The organism is Thermoactinomyces sp. CICC 10522 (genome assembly GCF_016055075.1).
GTDB lineage: Bacteria > Bacillota > Bacilli > Thermoactinomycetales > Thermoactinomycetaceae > Thermoactinomyces_A > Thermoactinomyces_A daqus.
In genome coordinates this window covers 22,922-42,143 of the sequence record NZ_JAECVY010000001.1, presented here as the reverse complement: position 1 = coordinate 42,143, position 19,222 = coordinate 22,922, and the positions used below count along the sequence as shown (strand labels likewise).

General features: G+C 48.9%; 20 protein-coding genes and 2 riboswitches. Of the genes, 8 read left to right on the top strand and 12 right to left on the bottom strand.

Features of this window, described 5'->3' with window-relative positions; translation table 11 throughout:
* Nucleotides 1–19 precede the first annotated feature (19 nt).
* Both I8U18_RS00240 and I8U18_RS00235 read right to left on the bottom strand, forming a co-directional pair.
* On the bottom strand, nt 20–241 hold the full coding sequence (locus tag I8U18_RS00240) for a DUF3906 family protein (protein WP_033099114.1): 222 nt from the start codon (nt 239–241) through the stop codon (nt 20–22).
* Nucleotides 241–1,818, bottom strand: a complete 1,578-nt coding sequence (locus tag I8U18_RS00235) for a nitrite/sulfite reductase (RefSeq protein WP_198064475.1) — start codon at nt 1,816–1,818, stop codon at nt 241–243. Before I8U18_RS00235 ends, I8U18_RS00240 begins: the two co-directional genes overlap by 1 nt.
* 111 nt (nt 1,819–1,929) lie before the next feature.
* A riboswitch (SAM riboswitch) is annotated at nt 1,930–2,027 on the bottom strand.
* Between the two features lie 234 nt (nt 2,028–2,261).
* On the opposite strand from I8U18_RS00235, the gene I8U18_RS00230 reads away from it, so the two are divergent.
* Nucleotides 2,262–2,702, top strand: a complete 441-nt coding sequence (locus I8U18_RS00230) for a YtoQ family protein (RefSeq protein ID WP_033099115.1) — start codon at nt 2,262–2,264, stop codon at nt 2,700–2,702.
* An 84-nt stretch (nt 2,703–2,786) separates the two neighbouring features.
* On the opposite strand, the gene I8U18_RS00225 is transcribed toward I8U18_RS00230, so the two are convergent.
* Together I8U18_RS00225 and I8U18_RS00220 are read right to left on the bottom strand one after the other, a co-directional pair.
* A complete protein-coding gene (locus I8U18_RS00225; RefSeq protein ID WP_198055168.1) occupies nt 2,787–3,089 on the bottom strand; it encodes a spore coat protein GerQ in 303 nt (100 codons plus the stop codon).
* Nucleotides 3,090–3,101: 12 nt separating this feature from the next.
* On the bottom strand, nt 3,102–3,527 hold the full coding sequence (locus tag I8U18_RS00220) for a cell wall hydrolase (RefSeq protein ID WP_198055167.1): 426 nt from the start codon (nt 3,525–3,527) through the stop codon (nt 3,102–3,104).
* Nucleotides 3,528–3,786: 259 nt separating this feature from the next.
* Between I8U18_RS00220 and I8U18_RS00215 the strand changes: the two genes are divergently transcribed.
* Entirely contained in the window at nt 3,787–4,206 is a 420-nt protein-coding gene (locus I8U18_RS00215) for an endonuclease domain-containing protein (protein ID WP_198064373.1), read from the top strand.
* Between the two features lie 39 nt (nt 4,207–4,245).
* On the opposite strand, the gene I8U18_RS00210 is transcribed toward I8U18_RS00215, so the two are convergent.
* Entirely contained in the window at nt 4,246–5,859 is a 1,614-nt protein-coding gene (locus I8U18_RS00210; protein WP_198055166.1) for an amidohydrolase, read from the bottom strand.
* Between the two features lie 158 nt (nt 5,860–6,017).
* On the opposite strand from I8U18_RS00210, the gene I8U18_RS00205 reads away from it, so the two are divergent.
* On the top strand, nt 6,018–7,247 hold the full coding sequence (locus I8U18_RS00205; RefSeq protein WP_198055165.1) for a DNA polymerase IV: 1,230 nt from the start codon (nt 6,018–6,020) through the stop codon (nt 7,245–7,247).
* Complete coding sequence (locus I8U18_RS00200; protein WP_198064372.1) at nt 7,244–7,594, top strand: YolD-like family protein; 351 nt, start codon at nt 7,244–7,246, stop codon at nt 7,592–7,594. The genes I8U18_RS00205 and I8U18_RS00200 overlap by 4 nt, the downstream gene beginning before the upstream one ends.
* Nucleotides 7,595–7,793: 199 nt before the next feature.
* On the opposite strand, the gene I8U18_RS00195 is transcribed toward I8U18_RS00200, so the two are convergent.
* Nucleotides 7,794–8,177, bottom strand: a complete 384-nt coding sequence (locus I8U18_RS00195; protein ID WP_033102400.1) for a hypothetical protein — start codon at nt 8,175–8,177, stop codon at nt 7,794–7,796.
* 688 nt (nt 8,178–8,865) lie between these two features.
* Here I8U18_RS00195 and I8U18_RS00190 point away from each other — a divergent pair.
* Nucleotides 8,866–9,492 (top strand): YdbC family protein, encoded by a 627-nt coding sequence (locus I8U18_RS00190; RefSeq protein ID WP_198055164.1) that lies wholly within the window; start codon nt 8,866–8,868, stop codon nt 9,490–9,492.
* 143 nt (nt 9,493–9,635) lie between these two features.
* On the opposite strand, the gene I8U18_RS00185 is transcribed toward I8U18_RS00190, so the two are convergent.
* The 3 genes from I8U18_RS00185 to I8U18_RS00175 all read right to left on the bottom strand — a co-directional run bounded on the left by I8U18_RS00185 (nt 9,636) and on the right by I8U18_RS00175 (nt 12,559).
* Complete coding sequence (locus I8U18_RS00185; protein ID WP_052154465.1) at nt 9,636–10,124, bottom strand: GNAT family N-acetyltransferase; 489 nt, start codon at nt 10,122–10,124, stop codon at nt 9,636–9,638.
* 290 nt (nt 10,125–10,414) lie between these two features.
* Nucleotides 10,415–10,951 carry an SUKH-4 family immunity protein gene (locus I8U18_RS00180; RefSeq protein WP_198058920.1) on the bottom strand — a complete coding sequence of 179 codons (537 nt, stop codon included), beginning with the start codon at nt 10,949–10,951 and terminating at the stop codon, nt 10,415–10,417.
* A gap of 195 nt (nt 10,952–11,146) precedes the next feature.
* Nucleotides 11,147–12,559 (bottom strand): MDR family MFS transporter, encoded by a 1,413-nt coding sequence (locus I8U18_RS00175; RefSeq protein ID WP_198055162.1) that lies wholly within the window; start codon nt 12,557–12,559, stop codon nt 11,147–11,149.
* Nucleotides 12,560–12,728: 169 nt separating this feature from the next.
* Here I8U18_RS00175 and I8U18_RS00170 point away from each other — a divergent pair, with 169 nt between their 5' ends.
* A complete protein-coding gene (locus tag I8U18_RS00170; RefSeq protein WP_033102395.1) occupies nt 12,729–13,328 on the top strand; it encodes a TetR/AcrR family transcriptional regulator in 600 nt (199 codons plus the stop codon).
* Between the two features lie 312 nt (nt 13,329–13,640).
* On the opposite strand, the gene rlmD is transcribed toward I8U18_RS00170, so the two are convergent.
* Nucleotides 13,641–15,032 carry a 23S rRNA (uracil(1939)-C(5))-methyltransferase RlmD gene (gene rlmD, locus I8U18_RS00165; RefSeq protein WP_232330820.1) on the bottom strand — a complete coding sequence of 464 codons (1,392 nt, stop codon included), beginning with the start codon at nt 15,030–15,032 and terminating at the stop codon, nt 13,641–13,643.
* A 494-nt stretch (nt 15,033–15,526) separates the two neighbouring features.
* On the opposite strand from rlmD, the gene I8U18_RS00160 reads away from it, so the two are divergent.
* Nucleotides 15,527–15,841 carry a GNAT family N-acetyltransferase gene (locus tag I8U18_RS00160; RefSeq protein WP_052154464.1) on the top strand — a complete coding sequence of 105 codons (315 nt, stop codon included), beginning with the start codon at nt 15,527–15,529 and terminating at the stop codon, nt 15,839–15,841.
* Nucleotides 15,769–16,065, top strand: coding sequence for a GNAT family N-acetyltransferase (locus I8U18_RS00155; RefSeq protein WP_370589359.1), 297 nt, complete (start codon nt 15,769–15,771; stop codon nt 16,063–16,065). Before I8U18_RS00160 ends, I8U18_RS00155 begins: the two co-directional genes overlap by 73 nt.
* Nucleotides 16,066–16,581: 516 nt before the next feature.
* Here I8U18_RS00155 and I8U18_RS00150 read toward each other — a convergent pair.
* Nucleotides 16,582–17,895, bottom strand: a complete 1,314-nt coding sequence (locus I8U18_RS00150; RefSeq protein WP_198055160.1) for a homoserine dehydrogenase — start codon at nt 17,893–17,895, stop codon at nt 16,582–16,584.
* A 76-nt stretch (nt 17,896–17,971) separates the two neighbouring features.
* Nucleotides 17,972–18,084: riboswitch (SAM riboswitch) on the bottom strand.
* 76 nt (nt 18,085–18,160) lie between these two features.
* Nucleotides 18,161–19,168, bottom strand: coding sequence for a fumarylacetoacetate hydrolase family protein (locus I8U18_RS00145; RefSeq protein WP_033102394.1), 1,008 nt, complete (start codon nt 19,166–19,168; stop codon nt 18,161–18,163).
* Between the last annotated feature and the right edge of the window lie 54 nt (nt 19,169–19,222).

Genomic DNA, 19,222 nt, shown 5'->3' with positions numbered 1-19,222 from the left:
TTCCCTTTCCTTTCTATCTCTAGCTGCATGATTCCAAAACATAACCGCTGCCTGGACGGATCCGCTTCTTCTCGATCAGGTTCCATTCGCTGATCACCGGCGTTACGAGAACCTGGCGTTCCAGTTCCTTTTCCGCATCTTGAAACGCCTTTTCATCCGTCGGGGAAACAACTATGATCGTATACTGTTTTCCTTCCCCGCCCGCTGCCGTCAACCGGTACAGATAGAGTTCATTTTCCATTATGAGGAGACCACCTGCCCCAAAATCCGATCCAATTCCGTTTGAAAGACTTCTATGCCAACGCGTTCCACAAATTGCGTAAAACGCTCTTGTTCGTTGCGATTTTCCTTGTAAAAGAGAATCAGCTCTTTCAGCACAAACGGTACGTGATCCTTGACCACTCGTCCTTTTAACTGCGTATTGAATCTTCCCTCTCCCAAAAGATGGCCGCCGACGGAAATCGTATAAGACTCCACCATCCCCCGAGCCGTTTTGCTTTTCCCCCCCATTAAGCCAATATCCGCAATTTGCTGCTGGCCGCATGAGTTGGGACATCCGTTAATATGGATACGTACGGGACTGTCCAGTTGAACGTGTGCATCTAAATAATCCACTACTTCTTTCATCAGCCCTTTTGTTTCTGTTAAGGCCAAATTACAAAATTCGTTTCCCGTGCAGGAGACCGCATAGCCTTCAAATGTTTTTGGAAATGGAGTCAAACGCTTGAGCAGCGGCTCTTTTAACAGCTCTTCCACTTTTTCATCCGGAACATCCGAAATGATGATATTTTGCGTATTGACGGTGCGCAAAGTTCCTGAACCGTAGCGATCAGCCAGGTCGGCCAAGGCGAAAAACTCTTCCGACGACGTGCGCCCGACCGGCACATTCAAGCCGACATAAGAAAAACCTTTTTGCTTTTGCGGATGAACTCCGGTGAAATATCCCGCATTCCACCCGATGGTTCGGTCTTCTCCCCGCGAGGGATAGGGGCCGATCACCTCAGTCAGCACTTCCAAAAACTTCTCTGTTCCCCAGTCCGCCACCAAAAACTTCAGACGGGCGCGATGTCTTTTTTGCCGGTAGCCGTAATCGCGGAATACCTTGGTCACACCAATCGCCACATCCACCACTTGCTCGGGCCGCACAAACAGATCCAGCTGCCGGGCGAGATGAGGTCGGTTCGACAGCCCGCCGCCTACCCAGACATGGAACCCGACCACTTCTTCTCCATTGATGTTTTTTACTGCCGGAGTGAAGGCCAGATCGTTAATCTGGGCATGGGCCGGATTATAGACACTGGCCGATATCGAAATTTTGTACTTTCGCGGGAGGTTGGAAAATTCTTTATTCAAACGGAATTTTTCATCCAGTTCCTTTACGATGGAAGACGTATCGACCAATTCGTTGGGATCAATCCCCGCCAGCGGATTGCCGATGATCGTCCGGGGGCAATCGCCGCATGCTTCGTAAGTATAAAGTCCTACTTCATTGAGCCGCCGAAAAATATCGGGCAAATTTTCCACGCGCAGCCAATGATATTGAACCGCCTGCCTGGTGGTGATATCGATCAAGCCGCGCCCGTACTCCTGTGCCAGCTCGGCGATCACGCGCGCTTGCCCGCTTGTCAAAATTCCCGTGGGAATTCTTATACGCAACATAAAATAACCATCTTTTTTGGGACGTTGTTGGTAGACGCCAGCCCATTTAAACAGAGAAAATTTTTCTTCCGGAATGGACTCAAAGCCTTTATTAGAATAGATATGAATAATCTCATCAATAATGTCTAATCCATCCTGTTTTAATTTAAGTTGTTCCATCTGGTTCAACTGCTCGGGATTTTCCGCCCATTTCCACTGTTGGCCCACCTTTTTCACTCCTTATAATAAAATCCCCTTCCGGAGAGAAAGGGGCTGATTTCCATGCTTCTCTCCTCATCTTTGAACAAACGTTCTCTGGACTTGGCACCAAGCATCCGCCGGTTGCCGAGAGTTCATCGGGCCAGTCCCTCCCTCTCTCTTCATGAGGATTATAATTTTATCCACTTTAAAAAAACACAAATTCCTATAAATTAACTCGGTTTAATGGTTGTGTTTAGAATAGCAGAAAATAATATCAATTGTCAACTCCCTGTCACATTAACCGATTAAAGCGGCAAAAGCTTGCTATATTGTGCTCGATGACCCTGTTCGGGATGTTTTTCTCATGTTAAAATAAAAGGAGAAATGTGTCCAAATATCGAACATTTAGAAAGGGGAACCTGATGGAACTCGTTGTATACCTGGCAGGTCAAATCCATGATGATTGGCGCGACAAACTGCGCCAAATGGCAAAAGAACGCAATCTGCCTCTCATTTTCAAAGGTCCCCAGGAAGACCATGATCTTTCCGATGACATCGGGGAGCGTATTAAGGGAAAACAGCCAAACGCCGTCTACCGTGACCAGGCTGCTTCTGAAGTGAATAATCTGCGGACGCGGATCTGGATGCAGAAAGCAGATGTCGTCATCGCTCTCTTCGGCGAAAAATACCGGCAATGGAACACGGCCATGGACGCAGCAATGGCCATTGCTGCCCAGAAACCCCTGATCCTCATCCGCCCCGAAAGCCTGCATCATCCTTTAAAAGAATTATCACAGAGGGCGCAACTTGTTGTGGAAACACCCGAACAGGCACTCGATGCGCTCGCATATGTACTTGAATAAAAACGGAATCAGGGTTCCCGAATTCATCAGGGAACCCTGACCAGACCCAAGACCGGGAATTTGTTTTTGTGACGGTATGCGTGATCATCTGCCTTCCGGAATCAATGTCGCCGGCTGTTCCTCAAAGACAATATAGTTCAGATTGATGTTCAGAAGCATAATATCCTTGCCGGTCTTCTGGTCTCTCAGCACAAAAAAATCCCGTCCGACTTGTCGCAATATTCCTGTAAAAATACGGTTGCGCCAGTGCTCGCTTCCTTCATAGGTCAGATAGGCCGTCACTTTCTTTCCGACATTGGCCTGCATCAAGTCTTCGGAAAAGCGGCGCTCTTCCCTCTGCGAAATCTGGATCGGATATGAAGCGGAATAAGGATAAGACCAGTACATCGCATCGCCTCCTCAATGGTAAACTGACGGACAGTCGCTCTGACGGGGAATGTAGAAACAATGGCTTTTGTAGCGGCCGCTGTTGGTCTGGTTAAACCATGTTCCCGGGCATTCTGCCGGCGGTTTGAAAAACCACAAGGCATTCCGGGCCGGATGAACAAGTCTCCCCCGGATCACCTGCCTGGCCAGCCTCATGTCCTGCGCTCTGGCCGGCTGGTAAAAATACGGCTTTTGCACCGCTTCAAACCCGCCCGGTGACTGAAAAACCATCTGTCGAATATTGCGAATCCCTTCAAAATCGAGGCAGTTTCCCCGCACCCGGTTGACTCCGACATTGCCGACGAGAATCATGCCCATCTGCCCATCTCCTTCGGCTTCGGCTCTCATCAGGCGCGCAAGCAAACGCGTCTGCTCCGTTGTCGTATTAATCACCGGCATACGATCCCTCCTCTAAAGTAACGTATGTAGGGTAACCATAAAAAAGAACCAATCGGCTTTGCCTTTCCTTTTGACAGGTTCTATTTTTATAATTTTGATACTAAATATATTGAAATATAAAAATATTATGTTGTATCTTTAAAGTAAGAGGTGATGGCTTTTGTTTTTATTCATCTCAAAAGCGTTTTCTTCCATAGAAATAAAATTTCGCCTTCTTCGGTGGAGGTATATCAAATTCAAGCGAAACATGAGCTGGCGGGTGAAATTAATCCTGCTCCCGCTTGTGATCCTCAAATATATGGTGGAGCAAGTATGCCTCGGGCATTTCCCCGGCTTCGACTTCGGGATGCTGAAGACAAAAAGCCGGTTGGAACGCCGGCTTTATTACGCGATTCGCCACAAATACAAAGGAAAAATCAAGGCACAATATCCCTGCGGTCCTTACTCGATCGATTTCGCCCTGCCCAAGTACAAACTGGCTCTCGAATGCGATGGCAACGGGTATTTTTCCCAAAAGCGGGTCAAATACCACCGCAGGGATGAATATCTGAGAAAGCATGGCTGGAAAGTGATGCGCTTTACGGGAAACAGGCTGAAACACCAGCTCGATGAAACGGTCAATGAAATCACCGAGTATACGACGAAAATGGATCTTTATAAATGGCCTTTTACCCGCTGACGCAAAATGCAAACGCTTTCCAGGAATAACGATCCATCGTTAAGGAGCAGCGTAAGCGATTTTGCCATTGGTGATCGTGCAGATGGCTTTCGTTTGCAACAGCTCATCCGGATTCACCTTCAAAAGATCCCGGTCAAACACGGTCATGTCGGCATATTTTCCGACGGCAAGGGTGCCGCGCTCATGTTCTTCCCCTGCGGCAACCGCGCTTCCCGCAGTAAAGAGCCGCAAGGCTTGCTCCGCCGTCAGCTTTTGTTCGGGAAAATACCCTGGATGATCCCCTGCCTCTTCCGGATGACGACGCGTGACAGCCGCATGAATGCCGAGAAGCGGATGCAAGGGCTCAATCGGAGAATCACTTCCCCCGGCCAGACGAACTCCTGCATCGAGCAGGGATTTCCATGCATAGGCATAACGAGCCCTTTCACTCCCCACCCGCTCCAATACCCACGGAAAATCGCTGGCGACAAAGCGGGGTTGGACATCGACGACCACATCCATCCCGGCCAGGCGCCCAATCAGATCTTTTCGCAAAAACTGCCCGTGAATCAGGCGGTGCCGAAGCCGCCGATCCCCGCGTACGGACAAGGGATGGTGCTCCATCACGCCGATCACCCGATCTGCCGCTTCATCGCCGATCGCGTGAACGGCAATGGGCATGCCGCGCTTTACTGCCAGCCGCGCCAATTCATGCAGCTCTTCATCTGAATGGATCAGCAATCCCCGATTTTTCTCGTTATCCGCATACGGCTCAGACAGACGCGCCGTTCCGCCCCCGATTGATCCGTCAGCAAAGATCTTCATGGCTCCGATGCGAAACCACTCATCACCGTCTCCCGCTTTTAGCCCGATCTCATCCAACTGCCGCAGATACGGATGGTAAATCAGCTGATGCGTCCGCAAAAAAAGCCCCTCTTCGACCAGATCGCGCCAGACTGCCACCATTTCCTCCACACTTTCAAAAAAGCGCAAGTCTTCCGTATGTACTGCTGTCAAGCCGCTGGCCAGCGCCGCTTTGACCGCTTGGCGAATGGTATCCTTTTTTTCTCTGAGATCGGGTTTTGGCATGGCCGCATAAAAGGCGTTGGATGCATTTTCATAAACCCAACCGTTCAGCTTCCCTGATTCATCCCGGCCAAATGCGCCATCCTCGGGATCGGACTGATCTTCTCCGATCCCCGCCAAGCGGTAGGCAGCGGTATTGACGAGATGAGCATGAAAGCAGACCCGGGTCAGGAACACCGGATGCCCTTTGCTCACTTCATCCAGTTCCTTCAAGGACGGAACATCCCCCTGCAATCGGTTTTCGTCCAGCCCCAATCCCAAAATCCACTCCCCGTCTTTCGCTTCTCTCGCCCGCTTTTGAATCTCCTTCAACATCTCTTCTCCGGTTTGGCAGAGGCTTAAATCGAGCATACGCATCTTTTGTCCGACACCGGAGAGGTGAATATGGCTGTCCGTCAATCCCGGATAAACATATCCTCCCATCAAATCCACTTTCTGATGACCGGCCCGTCCGAAGTCCAGCAACAGTTCCTCCTTCGTTCCCACTGCCACAATGCGTCCGCCTTTGCTGACAATCGCCTCCGCATACGGACAGGCGGGATCGAGTGTCGCAATCTGCCCGTTGTAAAAAATGACCGTTTGCTCCATCCCCGTTTTCTCCTTCCCGAAAATTTGCTCTTCGTTTTCATCTTATCCGGATCAATTTTTCAGGGCAAACTGGAAACATTTTTCGGTGTTACCCGAACATATATTTGCATATAATCTTATCAGAACCAATCATATGTTCGCATTTCAGGTGAAGGACTATGGAATCTGTGGTTTTTCTCGTCGATATTCAATCGTTTTATGCCAGCATCGAAAAAGCACTGCGCCCTGAACTGGAGGGAAAACCGGTCGTCGTGGCCGGCGATCCCGAGCGGCGCGGGGGCGTCATTCTCGCAGCCTGCCCGCTCGCCAAATCATACGGCATTCAAAATGCAATCACCTTGAGCGAAGCGACCAGACTCTGTCCCCATTTGACTGTGGTACGTCCGCGCATGGGGCTCTATCTCAAAGCCTCGCTTTCCATCACGGAAATTCTGGAACGTTTCAGCGATCTGGTTGAACCTTATTCCATTGATGAACAATTTGTTTCCATCAGCGGAAGCGAAAAGCTGTTTGGCGACCCGCTGACGATCGCACGCAAAATCCAGGCGGCGATCCGCACGGAACTGGGAGTTTACGCCCGGGTGGGCATCGGTCCCAACAAAGTGCTGAGCAAAATGGCTTGCGATCAATTCGCCAAAAAGAGGAAGACCGGCATTTTCTCCCTGACGCATGACAATTTGCAGAGAGATTTGTGGCCGCTTCCCGTGGAAAAACTGTTTGGAGTGGGAAAAAGGATGGGACGCCATTTGCGTTCGATCGGCATCCGCACCATTGGTGAACTGGCGCGTTTCCCGCTCGAACGCCTGAAGCGGAAATGGGGCGTGAACGGTCATGTGCTCTGGATGACCGCCAACGGATTTGACCTCTCTCCAGTCACGCCGCAAACCTTTCACAGCCAAAAGGCGATCGGCCACCATATGACCTTGCCGCGGGATTACCGGACAGCGGAGGAGATTCAGGTCGTCCTGTTGGAACTGTGCGAGGAAGTATGCCGCCGCGCCCGCCGTCACCATTTGCTCGGGCAGACGGTAAGCGTCGGCTGCCGCGGTGCCGACTTTGACTTTCCCACCGGCTTTTACCGCCAGATGAAAATGCCGGAGGCGACCAACCAGACCATGGATCTTTTTCATCATGCCTGGAATCTGTTCCTCCGTTTCTGGGACGGCCAGCCGATTCGCTCTCTCGGCGTCAGCCTGGGCGGATTTGCATCCGATGACGCCATCCAGCTCCATCTGTTTGACGACCGTGAAAAAAAATGGAAGCTCGGCTATGTCATGGATGAAATCAGGCAGCGCTTTGGCCCGACTTCGATTGTGCGCGCCATCTCCCTAACCCCGTCCGGCCAGGCCTATGAACGGGCACAAAAGATTGGAGGTCATTACCGATGAGTGAAATTCTCGATCGTAAAAATATGCTGTGGGAAGGAAGCCGCATGTTTTTGCCGGAACATCGTCAGGCGCTGGCCGAACAGCGGGCCCGTGCCGATGATTTCATCCCGCCGGAACTGGATAACGACCGGTGGGATGAAATCAACAGGCTGATTTTGGAGGCCCTTCACAGCGATTTCCCCTTGCTCATCCGTTATGTGGAAAACCGCCGGCCCCGGGAACGATGCGGCTTCATCCAAAAAATCATCCCTCACGAACGCCGCCTCTGCCTCGCCGACGGGCGTCATCTTTACACCATCTCCTTTGCAGACATCTACGACGTTGAACCGGTTTCCGGAGGGGATTAAACCGCAGATCACATCGGTTACAATTTTTATCATAAAGATTGAGCCCGCCTCTAATATGCCTGTTTGAATCCAAGCCCGCTGAAAAGACCTGCACAGGCAAAAGAGGAGCCGCTTGTCGAAAGCGGCTCATTGAAAACAATGATAACCATTATGCCTGCGGCGGTTCGCCGATGAAGATACGCATAAGGCCTCACCTCCTTTAAAGCATTGACTTCAATCGCAAAATCGCCTGCGTGATCGCTTCAAATTCCAATGCATTCCGGGTGGTGGAAACGGGCAATTGCTGCTCCTCAATGCACTGAAAGCAGGCAGGCAGTTCGAGATCGGTGTCGAGATCGAGCACCAGTTTCAGCCCGGTTCTGCTTTTGCGGCTCCCGCAGAAGCGGCAATATCCCGTTAAATCGGTTAAATACGGCTCCGGTCCCCCATGTTGAATCGTTTGCAAAATATTTTTTTCGTAATAGTCGATCAATTGCTCAAATTCTTTATCCTTGCTCATAACCATCCCTTTCTTAATCCCTTCTTCTTTCTTCCGGTATTCTTTCCGGTTTGGCCGGCAACAGGCAGATGATCTTCCGTTCAAATCAGGGACAATCCAAACTTTTCATCTGATCACCTCCGGCCGCACACCGTCTTTCCAATGATTTGGATTCCCTGATTCCGACAAAAACATCCAGGGCCAAAAACGGCAAGATGATCGGTTTGCGATTAACTCCGAGAAGGATCATCTCACAGACTTTTCATAGAATATTTTTTATATCTCTGTCTCACATTCCTTCTAATCTGATTTGTTGTTTTGTTGCCTCAACCGAAACAATCCATTTTTCACCATACCCGCGACTGCGGACGAGCATTTGTGGCAATAGACCAGGGGATCAAGGCATTTGCAGAAAACAGGGAACGACGGAAATTCAAAATCATGTTCACCTCTCAGAGGTTATATTTCTTGCATATGTGCCAGAACATCCCCATAGCCGGCAGGAACAAAATCCGGCCCCCGTCCGGAAGACCCGAAAGCCGGTGAGAAAGCAAGGAAAGTATTTTTGCCCGTACAAACCTTTGGTAAAATTAATGAAAGAGTTCAATGGATGAAACATCGCATCAGACTGACTTCCGTTCGCACCCTGAATATCAAAGCTCCCGCTTCCTTCGCAGCACAAAAACACCCATTCCCTCCTATTGAACTTTGTCCACATCCTCCCTTTTCATTTGGAAAGACTTTTTCTCTTTTTGAAATGCGCGATTCCGATCGGAAAGGAGGAATAAAGCACATGCTGATCAAATGGATCGTCTGCCAAGTGCCTGAAGAAAAGCGGGCTGACTTTTCCAGAGCACAGGAGTCCTGGAAGGATCTGGCGGGCGCAGACGGATTTTACTGGCAGCGGGGCGGCTGGAACCGACATCGTCCCTCTGAGGCTTGCATCCTCTCCTGCTGGCGGGATCAACACGCTTATGATCAGTTTATGGCCTCACTTCATGACACCATTTTTCAGGCGAACCACCAGCAACAGACGTACGAATCCATTGCCGTCACCTTGGCCGATATCATCATGGAAATCCCGGACAAAGGCAGCATCACCCGCACCTTAAAGGGAAAATGGCTGCGGGCCGCTGACTGCATGATTGCCCCTGGTCAGGAGACACACTTTCTCAACGTCCAGCAAACGGTTTGGAATCCGGCGCTCGCCCAAAGCGCAGGCATGTTCGGCGGAATGGTGGCAAAAGCGATCCATCCCCCTGTCCGTTACCTGATCTTCAGTTTCTGGGAAGAAGAAGCCCAGCGGACATACACAAAAAAAGTTGCCCAGCTGCGGCAACAAGCCGAAACAGACCGAGATACAATCACGATCACCGGTTATTTGGTTGAAGAAAATGAACGTTGGCTGGTGACAGGCTAGCATCCCCCGCCTGCCGACTGCGAACGATGCAGACGAATCCCGCCGGCAAAGCGGTTCAGACCCCCGTTTTGCCAGCGGGATTCGTTGACCACCGACGTCTGGCCGTTCCTGCAACCGGCTGAACGTTTCCTCTATTTTAACCTTCACCGAAACGAACGAACCATCACCTGATAATTGCCTTCCTCACGCTTCACTTTAAAATCAAGGCGGTCATACAAACCCTTGGCCGGGTTGTTTTTATGAACCGTCACAGACAATCCCGGATACCCTTCGAGCCGTGCCTGGTCAATCAGACGGGTGAGCAGTTGCCGGCCCAGCCCCTGATTTTGATATTCCGGCAACACAGCCAGAATCAGTTCGGGAATTGCCTCGTCAACGAAGCCGAACCCGGGTTCCTCTTTGCTGAACTGACGAAACCAGACAGCCCCGATCGGCTTTTTCTCCTTTTTCAAAGCAACAAAAAAACCCAAATCTCCCGGTTGTCCCCAGTTGTCCAAATACCGCCGATGCTCCGGTTTCTCAAGCAAACTCTCCTCTGCGGCTCCATCCCCGGGAACAGTGAGCGCCATAGTCAAAAAATCCTTGAGAAAGGGGGCGTCTTTCGGTCTGATGATGCGAAATACAAGCTCCAAGGTGTTTCATCCCCTTTTGTCATGATCAGCCACATTGTAAGCCAAAGTGTGAGCTTCGGATAAGAACCTATATTCGACCGTCACCGACAGTTAACCTGCTAAACATTTAAATATTGTAGAAAAAAATGTGAATAAAAACAGCGGTGCGCGTTACATAACCGTTTTTTGAAAACAAACCTGCTTTGCTCGCTGCCAACAATTTTGACAATGAAAATAATTTGAGCAACACCGTAAAGATCCCCGTCGCAGGCGCGTTGATTTGCAAACCAGCTATGTACAGCTGTTGTGTGTCAACAGGACAATCCCTCTTCAACCTGTTCAAGTATAACAGACCAATATGACTCTTCATCCGATAAAGCTTTTGAATCCGCTTGATTAAATTGCCGTTTAATCTCATTCACTATTACTGATCTCTTTTCTTCATCATCTTCGCACTCCATCGCATTCACCAACTGAGGGCGGTAACGCAAATAGATCTTTAAAAACATAAGGAATTTCCCTATATCCGAATTAATAAATCTCCTTTGTACAGAAACTGGATCAGCACTTAAAAAATAGAGTTCCCCTGTTTCAACATATATTCCTATCTCGCTTCCTTCATTATCACCTAGAATGATATAATCACCGCCTTGAGCTAAACGGGGTTCGTTATAAAAATGGATATAAAAAGGATCTTCTTTCATTTCTTCTGCATTCATCGGTAATCCAACCGTTGCAAGAATTTCTTTGGTTTGCTGTGTCAGGTCAAACGGATCAAGTGTTCCATCATTGATTGTCACCAGATCCTTATCCCAACCATTCATGATTTCGTCCCTTAAGAAATCCATATAACCTTCTTCCTCTCAGATTGATGTCTTGGGCCGATTTTCAAATCCTGTGAATGCGAAAACATGTCGATCAGTTTTTTGTTGTTTTGGAGAAACTGAAGTACGAGGGAACATATCTACATTTAATTAATATTAAAAGCAAAACCTGCCACGAAAAAATCGGACAGGTTTTGTATATAAGCTGATCCTATTGCTTTAGCATCCTTTAGACTCCATAGGTTTGCCCATCAGTTTATTTGTCAAAAACAGTGCGGGCAGAATGCTAATCACCATGAAGATTAAGCTCGTAATAAATCCTGTGTGGTAAGCATCAGTAATGTTAACTGCCGTAACATCCTTCACATATTGAGCGTTACTGACTACTGTTGCCAAAATTGCGGAGCCAAAGGCGGCCCCAACGTTTTGGATAATGCGGGTGGCAACGCTGGCTGCCGGGACCTGCGGCTTCTGAAGTCCTACGTAAGAATCACTCATCACAGGGATCGTGATTCCTCCAACGCCTATTCCGCGTACGAACAGTACAAGCCATATGAGCCACTGCGCTGTTCCGGCATCAAAATATACAAATGGAAGCGTAGCAATGATGGTTATGCCGATTGAAGGCAATACGACAAACCTGGCTCCGAACTTATCAGTCATTTTGCCGACCAAAGTCCGTATTACCAGCGTTCCCACACCTTGGGGAATCAGCCAAAGTGCCGATGTAATGACGTTCAGGCCGCGTACATTTTGAAAAAACATCGGAAAGAGAAGCATAGGCCCATTGGTGGCGAATCCGGCTAAAAATAAAGAAAGAAACGATGCGCTGAAATTTTTTGATTTGAACAAATCCAGCGGTATCAATGCCTGATCCTTTCTCTTCCATGCATAAAGCAAGTATGCAATCAGCGAGACGGTGCCAATCACAAATGCAAGGATGCCTGTTGCTCGCATGCTCTGTGTCCTGATCTCCGTCACTCCAAAGACAAACATCCCCGATAACATTGCCAGCAACAGAATACCAAACCAGTCCAGTTTTGCAGATTTATCCACAGCCTCGAACTTCGGCAGCTTCCATTTTGTAATAAATATTGCAATAACCCCAATAGGAAGGTTTACAAAAAACAACCATTGCCACTGTAGGTGCTGTAAAATCAATCCTCCGATGACCGGCCCGACAATCGGGCCAAAAACAATCGGAAGCCCGACAATGGACATGATACGCCCCAAGTTTTCACTGCCGGCGGCTTGCACAATCAAGGCGGTAAGCGTTGGAATTATGATGCCTGAAGCAAAGCCCTGCAGCGCGCGAAATGCGATTAAGCTCTGCATATCCCATGCAAGGCCGCATAGCAGAGATCCTGCCAAAAACAAGCCCATTGCGCTCATATATACTTTTTTGCCGTCAAACCTTCGCATCATCCAACCGGAAAATGGAACGGCAATTCCCAAAGCCAAGACATATCCGGTCACAACCCATTGCGTAACGACAAAGCTGGCAGAGAACACTTTTGCCAAATTATTTACTGCAATATTGACAATGGTGGTATCCAGCATCGGCGGGAGTGCACCGAACACTAAAATCCACGCGATGCTGATAATTCCTTTTGGTAATTTTTCTTTTTCCAATATCTCCACCCCTTAAGGTACACTTTGCACCTTATAAGTATACACGCTTTTAAAATAAGGTGCAACATGTACCTTATTTTAATCCCGACAAAATGGTATAATGTTTTAGAACCAGTTGCAAAACTTACTTGTATACTTAATTATTGCTGGAAAGAGGTTGGACACAGGAATGAACAATTCAGGCAGGAACATGCGCAGGCGCGGAGACGCACTGAGTGAAAGCATTTATGATGCCACTATAGAAATGATCCAAAAAGTTGGCTATACCAATCTTACATTTCAGCAAATCGCGCAAGCCGCAAAAACAAGCCGTACCGTAATGTACCGCCGCTGGAAAACCAAATATGATTTGATTCGCGAAATAATGGTATATAAAATGACGAACATACTGGGCGGTGAATTGATTGACAGGATTGAGGACACAGGAAGCCTGCGTGGTGACTTGCTACAGTTGCTTACACTTTATCAAAGCATTTATGCAGAGATTGGACCTGAAATAATGAATGCGATTTTATTTGAGATAGGGCAAGACCGCAAAAAAAAGATTGAAATTGAAGTTAACGCCACAAATAAAAATATCCTGGTCATGCGTAAATTGCTCGGGTTCGCCAAAAACAGGGGTGAAAAAATAAAAGAGGTCAGCGATGCGACACTGACCCTGCCTTTTGACTTGATCCGTGTAGAAAATCTTCTGCGGAAAGATGTGATTGACAGAAACCGGCTTGAGTTATTGGTTGATGAAATACTGCTTCCGGTTTTTCTTGCATAACGTCCATTCCCAAGGAACCGGAAAAGTTCGATGAACGACTGGCACAATTTATGGAATGATCTAAATATGTTTTTGAAAAAAACCAGAATAAGCTCCGGAAGAAGAATAAAGCACATACCAAATCAGCAATCGGGAATAAACAATGAACTTTCGTGATACTCCCAGGCAGGTACCGTTTATGTAAGTATATTATAAAAATTTCATTTATCTGATAATAATCATCCGGGTTTCCTGACATTGTCACTGCCAACACAGTGATTCCGCAAAAGCTCAATGCCTGGAAACCCTTTATTTACAAGTTTTTCAGCCCTTCTATTGATCCTCCCTTGTCATCAATGTCACACTCTCGACATGTGCCGTTTGCGGGAACATGTCAAGCGGGACCACTTTTTTCAGGCTGTAGCCCCCGCGCAGCAAACGGTCGCAATCTTTGGCCAGCGTGGCCGGATTGCAGGAAACATAGACGATCCGCGGCACTTTAAGGTTGAGAAGGGTGTCGATCAAAGCATCATGCAGACCGGTTCGGGGCGGATCGACGACCACGACGTCCGGCCGCAGCCCTTCTCCGGCCCAGACAGGCAAAAGCGCTTCCGCTTGCCCTGTGTAAAACTCGGCATTTTCAATCCCGTTTCGCTTTGCATTCTCTTTCGCATCAGCAACCGCATCGGGAATGACTTCCACCCCGATCACCCGTTTGGCTTTTGCCGCCAGCCAAAGCCCGATCGTTCCCACACCGCAATACGCATCGACAACCGTTTCCGTTCCGGTAAGGTGAGCCACCTTGGCCACTTCATCATAAAGCTTTTCCGTCTGCAACGGGTTTAATTGAAAGAAAGCACGCGGGGACAGCAGAAAAACCAGATCACCGATGCGTTCTTCCAGTTTTTCTTTCCCCCACAACAGGCGGTTTTTCTCACCCAAAACCAACGAGGTTCGGTTCGGATTGTGATTGAGGATGATGCTTTTCACCTGCGGAGCCTGTTTGCACATTTCCGCAACAAAGGCTTGTTCCTGCGGGAAAGTTTTCGTCCTGGTCACGAGAACCAGTTGTATTTCCCCGGTTGCAAAGGAAATTCGCGCCACCAGATGACGCAAAACCCCTTCATGCTTCTTCTCATCATAGATGGAGATTCCCAGTTTCTCCGATATATCCCTGGCGGTTTGCAACGTTTTGTTGATAAGAGGATGCTGCACCAAGCAATCACTCACATCGACCAAACGCCGGGATGAGGCAGAATACATCCCCATCACGACCTTTCCCGCGATCATGCTGACAGGAAGCTGTGCTTTATTGCGGTAAAACCAGGGATCATCCATGGTAATCGTCGGCTCGATCGGAATCGTGGAAAGCCGGGTGTATTTGGCAAATGCCTCCTCAAGCAACTCCCGTTTCAAACGTCGCTGCATTCTCCGATCGATGTGTTGCAGTTGGCAGCCGCCGCATTGATGGTAAACCGGACAACGCGGCTCGACCCGGTAGGCTGACTTCTTTTTCCATTTGATGAGCTTCGCCCGGACAAACGAAGGTTTCACCTGAGTGACGCGGGCGCTGACGATTTCTCCAGGGATAGCGCCGTCAATAAACACTACTTGTTGCTGATGGTAACCGATCCCTTCGCCGTTGATGCCGATGCGGCGGATCGGAACTTCAATCACCTGTCCTTTTTTCAAGCGAACTTTATGCTGATACTCCGTTTTTCCCATCTGACTTATCCCTTTCCCATATGATCTCATAACGATTCCTTGAAGAGCATGGACTGCCTTTTTGAACAGCTCCGGAACCTCATCCCCGCCCCGTCCCCTCTTTGCGGCAGAGCCCCTCTCCTCTTTCATTACTCCGTCCCGCACTCCTGATCCCAAACATTTTACCATTTTCCCCAAGGCATGGGACAGCAAGTCAAAGAAAACAAAGATTGTTGAAAGAGTTATTAAAGCGGAGTCTGCCGGATCCGGGCGTTTCTCTTTGCCCCCGGTTACTTTCCATAAAGGACGCGGCTGAAAAACACTCCCCCGCTTCACCTGAACATCTGCCAACTTTCAGCCATCGCTTTCCGATGGAGCATCCTTCTTCCTCTCAAATCTTTTTTCCGCTATGATATATTAAAACGAAATAAGCCCGGAAGCTTCTGTTCCTTCCGGGCGATGAAACAATGACGGCTGATGGGTGGCAATGTCATTCCTTTCAAGGGGGGGTTCTTATGAATATTCGCCCTGCGATGATCGCAGATGCCCAGGAAATCGCCAAAGTGCATGTGAAAAGCTGGCAAACCACGTACAGAGGCATCGTGTCAGAGGATTATTTGACCAGTCTCAATCCGGAAGAGAGCGCAGCCCGCTGGGAAAAACATCTGCGCAGTGACAGTGTGACGTATGTGGCAGAAACACCGGAGAAAAAATCGCCGGATTCATCTGCGGCGGCAAAATCCGAAGCCAACAGCCGGTGCAAACCGGAGAGGTTTATGCGCTTTACCTTTTGCAAGAAGTACAGAGACAACAACTCGGAACCCGGTTGATGCGGCAGCTCGCCGAATCGTTACAAAAGCAAGGATGCAATTCTCTCGTGGTCTATGTAATAAAAGACAATCCTGCCAGGCGCTTTTATGAAAAGCTCGGTGCCATCCCCGTGAACTCGGAAACCTCTTGGATCGGGGATCAGGAAGTAGAAGAAATCCGGTATGAATGGGTCTCGCTTGATTCACTTTTAAAAAAGGCTGAGCAATCGACCACACATCAATGACAAAAACTCCCTCTTGCAGTCCACCGTGCGACAGGCCGCTTTTCACGGGATCAGGTCAAGAGCCGGAGAAAAGGCTGGACGGGGTAAGAACGGAAACAAATTTGTCACAAATTTCTATTTGATATAATAATCAAATCATTCGATAAACCATTTATAACATCTATTGATAAAAGCATCGGACAAACAACAGAACCGTTTAAAATTCCGATCCTTTTCTATCGAATTCATTCTGACAGTCGGAGGAGGAAAGGAGTATAATAAAGAAAGGCAGCACGACAACTTCGTATCCCTCCCTCCCCCTCGTTGGCAGGGGGGCTTTTTGTCACCCAATCTATTATTCGCATCCAAACTTCGTTTTTTGTCCCCGTCGGACGATTTTTTTGTAAAAAAACAGACGAACATGCCGAAGATGTCCGTCTCAGCCTCGTAACGGAGTTTCAAAAAAAGTCACCGGATCTTGGTGCTGTTCTTTGCTCCCGGTTCCTTCGTCACAAAATACCGTAATCCCCCGCAGTTTTATCCAACTGTCAATCGCGCCATTTTTTCTTCTTTGCTTTTCACTGATCCTCCCAAAAAGACCGGACGCTTGGTGACGATTTGTGCATTCCGTCCCGTTTTTGTGATCAAATCCGCCTCTGTCTCTTCATTCCATCCCGATACGATGCAGCCGATTTCCGTTTCCCTCTCCTTCTGCCTGAACGCCCAGCCGTGGAACTCCATTCCCCGACCGCTCCAGCGCTTTACCTGCTCCTCCCAGTCAGATTCCGTAACCGCATCTCCCGAGCGCAAGTAAATAAACTGTGTTCCCGCTTCTGCCGCCCCTTCGACAATCCAGGGTTCGGCCTTTTTGACCCGTCGGAAGGACTGCCAGCGTTCGATGTTGCACAAATCTTCGACCATGGCACTGGCAGTCGGATTTTCACCCGCTCCCTGCCCGATCAAGGTGAGATCCTGAATCCGGTCACCCTCGAGGTAAACGGCATTGTATACATCATTTACCTTTGACAGCAAATGCGATTTAGGAATGAGCGTCGGACAGACAGAACAGGCGATCGGCCCGCTTTCGCCAAATTGCTCCGCCTGGGCCAACAGTTTTACCGTATAGCCGAGCCTGTCCGCCAGTTCCAGCTCACCTGAAGTAACGTCGGTAATTCCCCGGCAGCGAATTTGCTCGACGGGAACATCGGCATCAAATGCCAGCCGGATTAAAATGGACAATTTATAAGCCGCATCACGCCCTTCGACATCGGAGGAGGGGTCAGCTTCAGCATATCCTTTTTCCTGCGCCTCCTTCAGAATTTCTGTGTATTCGCGTTTTTGCTCACTCAATTGCGACAGGATATAATTCGTCGTTCCATTTAATATCCCGCAAATCCGATAAACATGATTTGCCTTCAGGAAATGTTCCAGGGTGCCGATCACCGGAATTCCGCCGCCGACACTCGCTTCATACAAGAGCCGTACCCCATGCTGTTCCGCCAGTTCTTCCAGCTCGCGGCCGTGTTTGGCGATTAACTCCTTATTGGCTGTCACGACATGACACCCTTTTTTGATCGCTTCGATCAGATAGGTGCGGGCTGGTTCAACACCTCCTATCGCCTCAATGACAACATGGATCTGCTGGCGCAAAATCTGGTTATAATCGTCGGTCAACAGATGATGGATCTCCTGTATTTCCCGCTTTTTCTCGAGGTTTTTGACCAGAATGGAACGAATATTGAAAAATCTGCCCGTGCGCCGGGCGATCACATCCTGATTCTGCTGAATCATCTTAAAAACTCCGCTTCCCACTGTTCCCAAACCGAGAAGTGCCACCTGAACTTGTTCCACGCTCTTCCCCTCCTGATCCAAAATAAAAACCCCCTTCAGATAAGAAGAGGGTTCTGTTCCAAGAAAAACCTTTGCCTTCTTATCTCTCAGTGCCAGATGCACTGCAGGAATTAGCACCTTGTTTGCCCATACGGGCAAAACGGTTGCCGGGCTTCATCGGGCCAGTCCCTCAACCACTCTTGATAAGAAATGAAGGATATTCTCTTTATCGTGACATAGTTGAAATTATTATGGAATGGATAACCCTGATTGTCAAGATCCAATGTCAAATAATTTCGTTTTTCAAAACGCCGAGCCTCTCGATCTCCAGTTCAACCTGATCACCGGGTTCCAGCCAGCGATGCACTTCTTCCCCCAATTCCAAGATACAGCCGGTGCCCACCGTGCCGGAGCCAATCACATCACCGGGGGCCAATACACATTCGGACGAGGCCCGTTCAATCATTTGCGCAAATGTCCAATAGAGATCCTTGACATTGCCCCTGGAGACTTCGCGGCCGTTGATGCGCGCGGTCATCTGTAAATCCCAGCGCTCGCCCTGCCTACGGTCCTCCAGTTCATCCAGAGTGACCAGATACGGACCGAGCGATGTGGCAAAATCTTTTCCCTTGGCCGGGCCCAGACCTACCGCCATTTCCTGCCGCTGCGCATCCCTGGCGCTCCAGTCATTCATGATCGTAAAGCCGGCGATATACTCCAGTGCCTTGTCACGGGCAATATTTTTTCCTTTTTTCCCGATAATACAGGCAATTTCCAATTCAAAATCGAGGCAATGGGTATACGACGGCTTCTTCACTACATCTTGGTGGCCGACAACCGCATGGTGATTGGAAAAATAAAAGACAGGAATCTGGTACCATTCCGGAACCATATCAAGGCCGCGTCGGGCCCGGCAGGTTTTCACATGCTGTTCAAAGGCGTAAAAATCACGGACGCTGGGTGGAACCGGAAGCGGGGAAAACAATTTTACCTCTTGCAGGGGAATGGTGACAGGTTCCCCCTCGACAAACAATCGCTCAAGCGGCTGCAAACGAATCAGCCGATCCAGTTCCTTCAGTAAAACAAGTTCCCCCTCCCCTCGTTTTAAACAAGATAGCAGATCGGTGGCCAATTCGTACGGAAGGGAAACACCTTTTTCTACTTCCAGCCACTTTTGCGCAAATCCGACATCAACCACATGCCGGCCGATAATCCAACCGAACCTCGCCCCGGCATCATCGCGGGTATGAATGTTCAGGTCGTCCTCTTTCACTTTGTATGTAACCAGTTTCAAACCGTATCCCCCCTTAGCTTAAGCATATTCGCGCCAAAATATCTTTTGCAAGTG